The organism is Lacrimispora brassicae, from assembly GCF_054772055.1.
The window spans coordinates 1-13,065 of sequence record NZ_BRYH01000012.1 but is presented as its reverse complement, the minus strand read 5'-3'; the positions used below and the strand labels follow the sequence as shown (position 1 = coordinate 13,065).

General features: G+C 46.8%; 11 protein-coding genes and 1 other annotated feature. Of the genes, 10 read left to right on the top strand and 1 reads right to left on the bottom strand.

All coding sequences use genetic code 11. From position 1 onward, the window contains the following. The first annotated feature begins 12 nt into the window (after positions 1-12). The 8 genes from ACYVD3_RS07895 to citC all read left to right on the top strand — a co-directional run bounded on the left by ACYVD3_RS07895 (position 13) and on the right by citC (position 8,572). Positions 13-1,338, top strand: coding sequence for a 6-phospho-alpha-glucosidase (locus ACYVD3_RS07895; protein WP_460641972.1), 1,326 nt, complete (start codon positions 13-15; stop codon positions 1,336-1,338). Between the two features lie 83 nt (positions 1,339-1,421). After that, positions 1,422-1,677: a binding site (T-box leader), on the top strand. Between the two features lie 187 nt (positions 1,678-1,864). Continuing rightward, complete coding sequence (gene tyrS / locus ACYVD3_RS07890; RefSeq protein WP_460641971.1) at positions 1,865-3,088, top strand: tyrosine--tRNA ligase; 1,224 nt, start codon at positions 1,865-1,867, stop codon at positions 3,086-3,088. A gap of 151 nt (positions 3,089-3,239) precedes the next feature. Further along, positions 3,240-3,773, top strand: a complete 534-nt coding sequence (gene citX, locus ACYVD3_RS07885) for a citrate lyase holo-[acyl-carrier protein] synthase (protein WP_460641970.1) — start codon at positions 3,240-3,242, stop codon at positions 3,771-3,773. 105 nt (positions 3,774-3,878) lie between these two features. Beyond that, positions 3,879-4,181 (top strand): citrate lyase acyl carrier protein, encoded by a 303-nt coding sequence (gene citD, locus ACYVD3_RS07880; RefSeq protein ID WP_460641969.1) that lies wholly within the window; start codon positions 3,879-3,881, stop codon positions 4,179-4,181. Beyond that, complete coding sequence (locus ACYVD3_RS07875) at positions 4,178-5,077, top strand: aldolase/citrate lyase family protein (RefSeq protein WP_460641968.1); 900 nt, start codon at positions 4,178-4,180, stop codon at positions 5,075-5,077. The genes citD and ACYVD3_RS07875 overlap by 4 nt, the downstream gene beginning before the upstream one ends. A 1-nt stretch (position 5,078) precedes the next feature. After that, positions 5,079-6,641 carry a citrate lyase subunit alpha gene (citF, locus tag ACYVD3_RS07870; protein ID WP_460641967.1) on the top strand — a complete coding sequence of 521 codons (1,563 nt, stop codon included), beginning with the start codon at positions 5,079-5,081 and terminating at the stop codon, positions 6,639-6,641. A gap of 3 nt (positions 6,642-6,644) precedes the next feature. Continuing rightward, the gene (gene citG, locus ACYVD3_RS07865) at positions 6,645-7,577 is read left to right on the top strand and encodes a triphosphoribosyl-dephospho-CoA synthase CitG (RefSeq protein WP_460641966.1); all 933 of its coding nucleotides are present in this window, start codon (positions 6,645-6,647) and stop codon (positions 7,575-7,577) included. Further along, a complete protein-coding gene (citC, locus tag ACYVD3_RS07860) occupies positions 7,544-8,572 on the top strand; it encodes a [citrate (pro-3S)-lyase] ligase (RefSeq protein ID WP_460641965.1) in 1,029 nt (342 codons plus the stop codon). Before citG ends, citC begins: the two co-directional genes overlap by 34 nt. Here citC and ACYVD3_RS07855 read toward each other — a convergent pair. Then, on the bottom strand, positions 8,562-9,248 hold the full coding sequence (locus tag ACYVD3_RS07855; protein WP_460641964.1) for a response regulator transcription factor: 687 nt from the start codon (positions 9,246-9,248) through the stop codon (positions 8,562-8,564). The genes citC and ACYVD3_RS07855 overlap by 11 nt on opposite strands. A gap of 82 nt (positions 9,249-9,330) precedes the next feature. Here ACYVD3_RS07855 and ACYVD3_RS07850 point away from each other — a divergent pair, with 82 nt between their 5' ends. Together ACYVD3_RS07850 and ACYVD3_RS07845 are read left to right on the top strand one after the other, a co-directional pair. After that, positions 9,331-11,538, top strand: coding sequence for an ATP-binding protein (locus ACYVD3_RS07850; protein ID WP_460641963.1), 2,208 nt, complete (start codon positions 9,331-9,333; stop codon positions 11,536-11,538). Between the two features lie 127 nt (positions 11,539-11,665). Continuing rightward, on the top strand, positions 11,666-13,003 hold the full coding sequence (locus ACYVD3_RS07845; RefSeq protein WP_460641962.1) for a CitMHS family transporter: 1,338 nt from the start codon (positions 11,666-11,668) through the stop codon (positions 13,001-13,003). Positions 13,004-13,065 lie beyond the last annotated feature (62 nt).

The window sequence follows — 13,065 nt, the reverse complement described above, 5'->3', positions numbered from 1 at the left end:
AGGTAAAATAAGGTGAAAAAATTCTCAATCGTAATTGCAGGCGGCGGAAGCACCTACACGCCCGGTATTGTAATGATGCTGATGGATAATCTGCACCGGTTTCCCATCCGTTCTTTAAAGCTTTACGACAATGACGGAGAGCGACAGGAAACCCTGGCAAAGGCCATAGGGATCGTTATGAAGGAAATTGCGCCGGAGGTGGAGTTTTCCTATACAACAGATCCTGAGGAAGCCTTTACTGATGTGGATTTCTGTATGGCTCATATCCGGGTGGGCAAATATGCCATGAGGGAGCTGGATGAAAAAATACCCATGAAATATCATGTGGTGGGACAGGAGACCTGTGGTCCCGGCGGAATCGCATACGGGATGAGAAGCATTGGCGGAATGATGGAGTTAATTGATTTTATGGAAAGATATTCTCCTGACTGCTGGATGCTCAATTACTCCAATCCGGCTTCTATCGTGGCAGAGGCCTGCCGTGTGCTTAGGTCTCATTCCAAGGTGTTAAATATATGCGACATGCCGGTGGGTACCAAGCGGCGTATGGGATACATTGTAGGCAGGGACCCTAAGGACATGGATGTGAAGTATTTTGGGCTGAACCACTTCGGCTGGTGGACCAGCGTAAAGGATAAGGACGGGACGGACCTGATGCCCCAGCTTTTGGATTATGTGTCTAAAAACGGATATTTGACGGAAAAGGCTGTGGAGACTCAGCATATGGATGATAGCTGGCAGCAGACCCATAAAAAGGCGGCGGATTTATTAAAGCTGGATCCTGATTTTCTTCCAAATACCTATTTGAAATATTATCTTTACCCGGATTATGTGGTGGAGCACACCAATCCCGATCATACCAGGGCCAATGAGGTAATGGAAGGAAGAGAAAAAGAGGTGTTTAGCGCTGCAAGGGCTATCATACAGGCAGGAACTGCAAAAGGCGGAGAATTCTCCATAGACAATCATGCTTCCTTTATAGTGGATCTGGCCTGTGCCATTGGGTTCAACACCCGTGAGCAGATGCTCTGCATTGTGGAAAATAAGGGAGCCATCTCTAATTTTGATCCTACTGCCATGGTGGAAGTGCCTTGCCTCGTAGGAAATGAAGGTCCGGAGCCTTTGTGCCAGGGAAACATTCCCACCTTTGAAAAGGGAATGATGGAAGAGCAGCTTGCTGTGGAACGTCTGGTGGTGGAAGCCTGGATGGAGGGAAGCTATTTAAAGCTGTGGCAGGCCCTGACCTTATCAAAAACCGTACCAAGCGCTTCTGTTGCAAAGCAGATTTTAGATGATCTCATAGAAGCCAATAAAGAATACTGGCCGGAATTAAAGTAGGATTTCCTTAATTTTGAAATAAAAAAAGGATCTTGACAAAAAAGGAAAAACCTCATATACTATTCAGTAACTTCATAAAACAAGTAAAAGCGTTGATAAGAACAAGTAGCAAAGCGATGGACCACACAGAAAGCAGCCGGCAGATGAGAGGCGCGTGGAACACGGATTGTGAATACATCTTTGAGCTTCGCACCAAACGGCTGTAAGCCCAGTAGGCTGCGACGGATTCCCGCACCCGTTATTGTGCTAGAGTATCGGAACAGGTACTCAAAGAGGTAGGCAGCGTGAGCTGTTTATAAACTTAAGGTGGTAACGCGAGACTTTAGCCTCGTCCTTTTGATAGGACGGGGCTTATTTTTATGAAATGAATCAGGTATGCCCTTACACCCGATACACCCGATAGTGCGGGGTGCGCTGAAACGTGGTGGGCTCTGCCCTGCAACTTTAGGCAAGAAAGACGAAACACCTTATAAGTATACCATTATGCCCAAAAAATATGGGCGAAACAGACGAAAGGAGAATTGCAATGACAATCTATGAAGAATTGAGAGCCCGCGGCCTGATCGCCCAGGTGACAAACGAAGAAGAGATCAGTAAAATGGTAAACGAAGGAAAAGCCATATTCTATATTGGATTTGATCCCACGGCTGACAGCCTTCACGTAGGTCATTTTATGGCCCTGTGTTTAATGAAACGCCTTCAGGAGGCAGGCAATAAGCCCATCGCCCTGCTGGGCGGAGGAACCGGTATGGTTGGAGATCCTTCCGGAAGAAGTGACATGCGCCAGATGATGACCGTAGAAATGATCCAGCATAACTGTGACTGTTTTAAAAAGCAGATGAGCCGTTTCATCGATTTTTCCGAGGGAAAGGCTCTTATGGTCAACAACGCAGACTGGCTGCTGGAGTTAAATTATATTGATTTTCTCCGGAAAATCGGCCCTCATTTTTCAGTCAACCGCATGCTGAGTGCAGAATGCTATAAGCAGCGCATGGAAAAGGGCTTGAGCTTTTTGGAATTCAACTACATGATCATGCAGAGCTATGATTTCTATGAGCTGTTTAACCGTTACGGCTGCAACATGCAGTTTGGAGGAGATGACCAGTGGAGCAATATGCTTGGCGGCACAGAGCTGATCCGCAGGAAGCTGGGAAAGGACGCCCATGCCATGACCATCACCCTGCTTTTAAATTCCGAAGGGAATAAGATGGGAAAAACCCAGTCAGGCGCCGTATGGCTTGACCCGGAAAGGACTTCTCCCTTTGATTTCTTCCAGTACTGGAGAAACATTGCTGATGCAGATGTGTTAAAATGCCTGCGCATGCTCACATTCCTTCCCATTGAGCAGATCGATGAGATGGACGGCTGGGAAGGCAGCCAGTTGAACCAGGCAAAGGAGATCCTTGCCTATGAGCTGACAAAGCTGGTACACGGGGAAGAGGAAGCAGAAAGAGCCAGAGAGAGCGCCAGAGCACTTTTTACCGGCGGCAATGCGGCAGATATGCCCACCTGTGAACTGGAAGAGGCAGATTTTACAGACGGAGCCATTGATATCCTGTCCATTCTTCAGAAATCCGGCTTGGCGCCCACCCGTTCCGAAGCAAGGCGTAATGTGGAGCAGGGAGGAGTGACTGTAGAAGGTGAAAACGTTACCGATATAAAGGCTGATTTCACAAAAGAGCAGTTATCCGGAGATGGCCTGGTGGTAAAACGGGGTAAGAAAAAGTTTGTAAAAGTAATTGCAAAATAATGTAAAGAAAATCCGGCTGAAACCAGCCGGATTTTTCAAATTTGAGAATAGGATTACAGTAGATCACAAGCAGAAGTAAGCGTCTCCTTAACGTATTTCTTTTTAAGGAAAAGTGCTGTATGATTGCAGAGAGTGAAGAGAGGGATGCAAAATGGAAGACAATGTAACATTGGAAGAGATGCTTCTTTTTCGTGAAAAAAAGGCAAGCATGCAGGAAGAACTGGGGAAAAAGTATAAAAAAGCCACGATTGTGGCCCTTGGAATGAATGTTCCCGGCCCAAGGAAGACCTCTTCCCGTATTTCTTTGGCGTTTACCGCAGGGGGAGAAGAACTGGGCCGGCTGCTTCTTAAAAACAGGCTGTCTGTGATGGAAGAAGCCATAGTAAAAGAAAAGGCCGGTTATTTAAAGCTGTATGCGGTGAAAACCATGGATTATCTATTTGTTAAGAAAATAACGGTCCAAATGGAAGAAACCCATCCCCTGGGGAGGCTGCTGGACGTTGACGTATACGATGGAGCAGGAAGGGGGATCAGCAGAGAAGAAGTGGGGGCTCCTGTCCGAAAATGCCTGATTTGTGAAAAAGATGCAAAGCTATGCGGCCGCAGCCGCAGCCATGGGGTGGAGGAGCTTTGCAGGCGTATTGAGAACATCATAGATTCCTGGTTGAAAGAAGGCGGCAGATGAGATTCTGCCGCTTTCTTAATAAATTTTAAGGTTCCTTTTTTACCTGGTTAAGGTTCTCTCTATAAAATGAAATCATGAAAACATAAAAGGGAGGCTTTAAGCAAAATGGAGATCAAAAGACCAGCCATGGCTGGTACACTGGAATCCAGCGACTGTCAGGTAACCGTTGAACAGGGGGATGGAAAAATTAATTTTACGCTGGAAAGCGCAGTAATAAACCAATATGGAAACAGGATCCGGGAGGTGGTCATGGAGGCCCTTAAGAGTCTTGGAATCCACAATGTGAGGATCATGGTTGTGGATAAGGGCGCGCTGGACTGTACCATTAAGGCGCGTGTGGAGGCGGCGGTATTACGTTCCACAGACCAGTTTGAAAATATTCTGTGGGGGGACAAAAGGAAACCATGAATTTAAATAAGAAAAGGCTCAGAAGAACCATGATGTTTTTAAATGCCCAAAAACCAGGCCTTATTAAGGATCCGTATATTTATAAGCCGGATTCCCTCTTGCTGGATTTAGAGGATGCGGTCGCAGAAAATCAGAAGGATGCAGCCCGGTTTTCTCTTTATCATGCCCTTCAGGAGATCGATTACAGAGGCTGTGAACGGGTGGTCCGGATCAACGGCCTGGATACTGCTTATTGGAGGGAGGATATTCGCTGTGCGGTTGCAGGCGGCTGTGATGCCATCCGGATTCCCAAAACAGAAAGACCAGAGGATATAAAAGCAGTGGAAGAGGAGATCCGGATGGCAGAAGAAGACTTCGGCATTCCGGAAGGAAGAACCCTTATTATGGCTGCCATTGAATCCGCAAGAGGGGTGATGAAGGCGCTGGATATTTGTGAAGCTTCGGAACGTTTATTTGGAATCGCACTTTCCGGCGGAGATTACACAAAGGATCTTCAGACTCAAATTACTGGAACCGGAATCGAACTGATGGGAGCAAGACAGAACATGATCATTGCTGCCAGAGCAGCAAAGGTCCAGTGCTTTGATACGGTTTATACCGATCTTGATAATATGGAAGGCTTCCGCCGGGAGGTGGAAACCGTTCATTTCATGGGATTTGACGGGAAATCCATTGTCAATCCCCGCCAGATACCCATTGTTCATGAGATTTTTACACCTGCGCAAAAGGACATTACCTTTGCTGAGAAGGTGGTTAGGGAAATTGAGGATAAAAGGATAAAGGGAATCGGTGTTTTTACCGTAGACGGTAAGATGATCGACATCGCGTTCTATGACGGAGCGAAAAGAACCATAGAGCTGGCCAAGGCTTCCGGTTCGTATAAAGGAGATTTGTAAGATGATTAATGCAGCAGGGAGAGAGATTCCGGAAGAAATCTTAAAACTGACAGGAAAGGAGCCATTTAAGGGAGTTCATCATTTTGATGGATATGAGTACAAAAAGGACGGTCCGGTCACCAAGTGCGTGATCAATTCCCAGGGAAGCAAGCTGGCGGACAGCATTCACGATTGCCTGGTAAAGTGTGGGATCCGTAATGGTATGACTCTGGGCTTTCACCATCATTTCCGGGAAGGAGATTATGTGGTAAATATGGTGATGGAGGAGGTTCACAACATGGGGATCCGGGATATCACCATCTGTGCCAGTTCCCTTGGCAAGGCCCATGATAAGCTGGTGGATTACATTGAGGATGGAACCATTGTGGGAATCCAGTCCTCCGGTGTCCGCGGGAAGATCGGCAGGGCCATATCGGAAGGTAAATTAAAGGGGCTGGCTGTTATGCGTTCCCATGGCGGAAGGGTCCGCGCCATTGAAACAGGAGAGGTGAGGATCGATATTGCGTTTATCGGTGCGCCTACCTGCGATGATTATGGAAACTGCCGGGGCATCGGCGGAAAATCAGACTGCGGCGTGCTTTCCTATTCCATGGTGGATGCAGACTATGCCGATAAGGTGGTGGCAGTCACAGACTGCCTGGTTCCCTTCCCCAACTTCCCCGCCCATATTTCCATGACAAAGGTGGATTATGTGGTAGTTGTAGATGAAATCGGAAATCCTGAGAAGATTGCCACCGGTGCCGCAAAGCCGACCACGGACATGCGTAAGCTCATGATGGCCGATTATTGTACCCGTTTTGTTGTGAATACCCCTTATTTTAAGGATGGGTTTTCTTACCAGACTGGAGTAGGCGGAGCTTCCATCGCTTCCACCATTTCTCTTGCAAAAATCATGAAGGAGAGAAATGTGCGAATGCGCTTTGGGGTGGGAGGACTGACAAAGCCCTTGTGCGACTTATTGGAGAACGATCAGGTTGATGCCCTTTTGGATACCCAGGATTTTGATTTAGATGCAGTGGAATCGGTGATCAATCCCAGGCATTTCCGGATCAGTGCAGGGGAATATGCCGATCCCTTTAACAAGGGGGCTGTTGTGAACAAACTGGATTTTGTGATCCTTGCAGCTTTGGAAGTGGATGTGAATTTTAACTGCAATGTGGTGGTGGGTTCTGACGGCGTGATCACCGGTGCCCAGGGAGGGCATCCGGATACTGCGGCGGGAGCAAAATGCACCATTGTGATCGCTCCGCTGCTGCAGGGAAGGATTCCGGTGGTCTGCTCGGAAGTCACCACGGTTACGACTCCCGGAGAATCCATTGATGCGGTGATCACGGATTACGGCATTGCCATCAATCCGGGAAGGCAGGACTTAATCCAATCCATGAAAGACGTGGACCTGCCGTTTAAAACCATGGAAGAGCTGAGAGATATCGCATACTCCATCGCAGGAGAGCCGGAAAAGGTACAATTTGATGATAAGATCGTGGGAATCATTGAGAGCCGGGATGGAACCATCATGGATGTGGTACGTAAGATCAGGGAATTTCAGTTTAAAGGAGAATAGAAGATGGCAGCCGTTTCTTGTATGAATCCCCAAAGGACAGTGGAAAAGACCGCTTTTCATATCGGCAGCATGGCTTGCCGGGCAATGCTTGAGGAGGTTTATACCTCCCCTAAGCCCGGACTGGTGGACTTGTATTCTGCAGGTGCCCATAAGGATATGAATGTTGCTTCCTTTGAGCGGAGCGCTGCGGCTCTGGAGCCATATTTTGCCGCCATGGCCCTGGAAGGCCTGAGGTTTTCGGACGCTCCCAAGCTGTTGTTTGACCGCATACGCAGGATCGGCCTGTCTGCGGAACAGGCCATGTACAGGGCCACGGCCGGGGTAAATACCCACAAGGGGCTGATCTTTCACATGGGGATCTTAAGCGCGGCAGCAGGGGCATGTATGAAAGCCTATGGGGCCGTGACCCCAAGGTGGCTGATGGAAATGGAGCAGGCCATGGTAAGAGAGACCTTGATAAAGGAAGTGGAGGAAATGCAGGAATTTACCAGCAATGGGGAAAAAAATCTGCATCAATACGGAACCGCCGGTGCCAGGGGGGAAGCCATAAACGGCTATGCCTCCGTACGAAGAGTTGCCCTTCCGACAATGGAAAAAGGCTTAAGAGAAGGGCAGGACTGGAACCGGATCAAGCTGGAAACCCTGTTTGTGCTCATGAGCCGGGTGGAGGATTCCAACATTCTTGCAAGACACAATCCAACCGTCCTTATGGAGGTCCAGAATATTGCAAGGGATTTCCTGCGTGCCGGAGGAGCCTACACAAACAAAAGCATGTTGACGCTGAAACAAATGGATGAGGATTTTATAAAGAAGAATATAAGCGCCGGAGGGTGTGCGGATCTTCTGGCTTTGGCCATATTCATAGCTGAACTGGTAAAAGGACCGGGGAAAGGGAGAACTTTATGGAATTCAGGAAGCTGGAGGGAAGGCCGTTAAAAGGAAAAGATCTGGAACGGTTAAAGGATTTTTTAAACCAAAATGATCTGGACTATGACCAGGGAATTGAATACAGCGTATGCCTGCTTGATGAGGATTACCAGATTCTGGCCTCCGGCTCGGCGGAGCAGAATGTCTTAAAATGCATTGCAGTTTATGAAAGCGCACGAGGGCTTGGCTTATCCGGGGCCATCATTTCCTGCCTTACCCAGTATGAGTTTGAAAACGGCAGGTCCCATATTCTTATGTACACAAAGCCTGAAAACAGAGAAATGTTTGAGGATCTTGGGTATTATACGGTTCTCATGACCGATGATGTTCTTTTCATGGAAAACAGGAAAAACGGGTTTGAAGAATTTGTGAACCGCCTGATCTCAGAGTCTCCGGCAAAGGCATTGAAGCAAGGTATGGTCATCGGCTCCATGGTTGTCAACTGCAATCCGTTTACTTATGGCCACCGGTATTTGATTGAACAGGCCCTTAACTGCTGTGACTACGTCCATGTGCTGGTTCTTGCCGATAACCGGAGCAGTTTTGGAGCAGAGGAACGCTTTTTCATGGTCAAGGAAGGGATCAGGGATCTGCCTCGGGCCATCGTCCATCAGGCTTCTGATTTTGTGATATCTGCAGCTACCTTTCCAACCTATTTCATGAAGGAAAAGGGTGTTGCAGAAAAGGCCGGCTGCAGTCTGGATTTAGAGCTTTTCGGCAGGCGCATTGCTCCGGCGCTTGGGATTACAAAGCGCTTTGTGGGAACAGAACCGGTATGTGCTGTTACCGGTCATTACAATGAGGAAATGAAGAAGATTCTGCCCCGGTATGGAATCTTAGTGAAGGAAATCAAGAGGAAGGATTTCCGGGGAGAGGCCATCAGTGCATCCGCAGTCCGGGAATGTTATGAAAAAGAAGATTTTGAACGGTTAAAAGGTCTGGTACCTGATACGACACTGGAATATCTGGTGAATAGAAAAAAAGGCCGGAGGCCTACGGGATAAACCGATATCCCAGGCCTCTGACCGTTACGATATGGGCCGGCTTTTGCCGGTCCTCTTCGATTTTTCCCCGCAGGCGGTTAATGTACACCATAATGGCATTATCGTCCACTGCTACGCTGTTTCCCCACACATGTTCGTAGATCATGTCTTTTGTAAATACCTGGCCCGGATGCTTTAAGAACAACAGCATCAGACTGCTTTCTTTGGAAGAAAGAACAATTTCTTCTCCGTTTTTATAAAACCGCATAGTGGAAGTATTGTAAGTAAAAGGTCCGCATTCCAGAAGCTCCGAGCTGTCCAGCACCTGATTTTTGTTGCGGCGGATCAGCGCCTTTACCTTGGCTCCCAGGACCAGAGGGCGGAATGGCTTGGTGATGTAATCATCTGCACCCAGAGACAGACCGTAGAGAGAATCGTAATCCTCGTTTCTTCCGCTTATGATCATGACCGGAGTCTGGACGCCTTGGCTGCGCAGCCGTTTGATGACCTCAAAGCCTTCCATATCACCCAGCATGACATCCATGAGGATCATATCGTAGGTGTGGTTCTTAAGATAATTCAGTGCTGCAAGTCCGCTGTCCGCAATGGTGGGTTCCAGATCGTTGCTGTGCATGACTTTTTCCAATAACTTACAAACAGACGGATCGTCATCTACAATTAACACTTTATCAGACATAGCTTCCCCCAAATTAATATTTATGTAGAAACAGATCGAAATAAATCTAAAATTATTATAGTATTAACAGGGAGACAAGTCAATGAGGAACAGGCAGACAGGGGATGGATTTATGAACAAAGCAAACAGGAATAAGAGATATGGAGCGGTATTTATGTCTTGTGCCATGGCAGCCGTACTGCTTATTTTCTGCTGTCTTGTATTCAGCATCTGGAAGGAATATAAAGAAGCCATCATAGATAATCAGAAGAAACAGATGATTTTAACCACTCAGTCCATTGGAGAAAGTTTAAAGGTTTTTATCGAAGGCTATCAGGCGGATTTAAACACCTTGTGTTCCATGGAAGATGAAAATTTAAAAAAAGCCGGCAGGAAGGATTGGTCCCTGCTTCAGGATTATGTGACTTATCACAGCCGGTTTGTTTATGATGTCATTTTAGAGGATGAAAACGGAGAGCTGTTAGAAAGCATCAATGGTTATGGGGTTAAGTCGACCTATTCTGTCACAGAGATCAGCCCGGATGTAAGCTTTCGGCAGTGCAGGCTGGAAAATGGGGAATTGTATCTGATTTTAAAGAAAATGCTTTTCAACGGCAGTTCCATTTCCATTGTCTTAAATGAAAAGAATTATTACAAGTCACTGGTATCCAATATTCGTCTGGGAACCAATGGGTATGTGGTAGTTAAGGATTCAAAAGGTATCATCCTCATTCACCCTCAGGAAAGCCAGTGGGGGATCAATGTGATTTCAGGCCGGCAGGAGATGTTTCCGGATAAGGATTTAACCAGCCTGGAGCAGATGATAGAAAAGCAGAACAGAGGAGAGGCAGGAGTCTCCGAGTACTATTCCTACTGGTGGCTGGACCCTGGTGTTCCGGAAGTGAAAAAAATCAGCGCCTATTCTCCGGCTGTTATAGGAGACGGTTTTTTGGTAGTCAGTGCGGTGATCGACTACAATGATATTTATATCCCGGTTGCAGCAGGTTTTTTCAAACTGGGCCTGGTCTTTTTCGGAATTGTTGCAGTGGTCCTTGGGATGGTATTTTATATTGGTGATTTGCGGGTCCAGAAGAGGAAGGATACAGAAGAAATCGCCTATTTGTGGGAGCTTAATAAAATTTTAGAAGAACTGCATCAGAGTGAAGAAACAATTGCCCACCAGCAGAGACTGCAGGTTATGGGAACCATGACCGGAGGCATTGCCCATGAGTTTAACAACCTGCTGACACCGATCATGGGATATGCCGAATTGCTGATGCTTGACCTTCCAAAGAATTCGGAGGGCTATGACAGCGCATCGGAGATATATGAGGCTTCCCAAAAGGCAAAAGAGATCATCCAGCAGATCTCATCCTTAAGCAGAAAAAATATGGAAACCGCCTTTAAAAACATAAATGCCGCAAAGGTACTGGGCCGTGCCATAAAAATGGTAAGTTCCGTATGTCCGCCTCATGTGCACTTAAAGAAAGAAATTGCCTTATCCGGGGAATGCTTTCTGGGTAACGAAACCCAGATGAATCAGGTCATTTTAAATATCTGCGTGAATGCGATCCACGCAATCGGCCACAAGGAAGGAAATATAACCATTACGGGGAATAGGATAGGGAAGGAGGACTTAAAGCAGTACAAGCTTTCTTTCGTTCCGGAAGAGTGGGACCACTATATCCGGATTGATATTGGGGATGACGGGGAAGGAATGAGCAAAGAGGTGTTAAAGCAGATTTTCGATCCGTTTTTCACCACAAAGAAAAATGGGACTGGAACGGGACTGGGGCTGTCTCTGGTGGAACAGATCGTTCATTCCCACAAAGGATATGTTTTCGCGGAAAGCAGGCTGAGAGAGGGCAGCGTCTTTCATATTTACTTTCCTGTAAATGAACAGAAAGAGCAGGAAGGGCAGCAGGAAACAGAGGAGGAAAGCGGAGATATTTTAAGGCTTCTGGTCATCGATGACAATCCAAAGGTATTAAGGCTTCTGGAAAAGAATTTCAGCAGGCTTCATGTGCCTTTGGTTTCATGTATGGACTTTGAAGAGGCCAGGAGGATTTTAAGAGATCAGGAAATGGATGCCATTGTGGCGGAGCATTATATTGGAGGAAAAAGTGGAACGGATTTCTGCATGTCCCTCCAGGGCCAATATCCGGATATTATCAGGATCATTATGACAGACAGGGTGACAAAGGAAATCCTGGAAGCAAAGAGGCGGAAAATAATCGATGAATACATAGATAAACCGGTTTCCGATTCCTCTATTTTAAAAGCGGTAAAGAACTGTAAGGAAAGAATGTAACAGAAAAGCCGAATCTTAATAACTTTTAATTTTTCTCTTAAAGAAATGAAAGAGAGAAAGAGGGAGGTTGTAAGGTTGGGCTTTTATACTGCTCCTATAAATAAAAAGAATAGAGGAGGAAGAAAACATGAATGAGACAATGCTTGCATTATTGGGATTTGCAACCATTATCATGATCATTGTTTTGCTGCTGAAAAATGTTACTGTTCCGGCTCTGGCATTTATCGGAGTATCTACCGTAAGTGCCCTGATCCTGGTTTTGACCGGAACTTTTACAGTCAGTGAAGTTGGGGATTTTATTAAGAAGGGGGTGTCCGGGGTACACTCTACGGCTGCGCTGTTTATATTTTCCGTTCTGTTTTTCGGAATTATGACCGATGCAGGAATGTTTGACCGCATCATAAACGCCCTTATGAAAAAAGTGGGGAACAATGTGGTGGGAGTGGCATTTATGACCTGCATTATTGCCATCATCGGCCATTTGGATGGAGGGGGTGCCTCCACGTTCCTGATCACCATTCCGGCCATGCTGCCGGTTTATAAGAAATTAAAAATGCGCCCCACAACCCTGCTTTTAATATGCGTCACCTCCATGGGCGTCATGAATCTGCTTCCATGGGGCGGCCCAACCATGCGTGCGGCCTCCGTATTGGAAATAGAAGCCAATGTCCTGTGGATGAAGCTTTTGCCCATGCAGATCGTGGGCATCGGAGTGGCTCTGTTTACCGCATTTTTCTGGGGAATTATTGAAAAGAAAAGAGGGGCTGGAATCAACAGCACCCTGATAATGGAAGATACTGAGGGGCTGGAAGAAAGCGCTTCTGCCGCTGAAATCGGAGAACTGGCAAGACCAAAGCTGTTTGCCTTTAACGTAATCCTCACATTATTTATCATTGTTTGTCTTGTTTTCCTGCCGGTGCCGTCTTATTATACGTTTATGATCGGCTGTGTCATTGCGCTTCTGGTTAACTATCCGGGTGCAAAAATGCAGAATAAGATCATTAAGTCCCATGCAGGCCCTGCACTTATGATGGCTTCTACCATTCTTGCTGCCGGTGTATTTCTGGGAGTGCTGGAAGACAGTGAGATCATGAACCATATGGCCAGTATACTGGCTGCATTCATACCCCAGTCCATGGGCCGTTTCTTGCCGCTGATCATCGGAGTGCTGTCTGTGCCCCTGACCTTGATGTTCTGTACAGATTCCTATTTCTATGGACTTCTTCCGGTCCTGATCAGTGTAGGAAACAGTTTTGGCGTAGATCCTGTGCATATTGCAATTTCCATGGTGGTATGCCGAAACTGTGCCACCTTTATCAGCCCTGTTGTACCGGCCACCTTCCTTGGAATCGGCTTAGCGGGTGTGGAGATCAAAGACCATATTAAGACCTGCTTCCTGTGGATATGGGGAGTGAGCTTTGTTTGTCTGGTGGCTGGCCTTTTACTTGGTGTACTGACTGTTTAACAGAATCCTAAAATAAAATCCAAATAGAAAAGACGCCGGAATCCGATTCCGGCGTTTTTTCT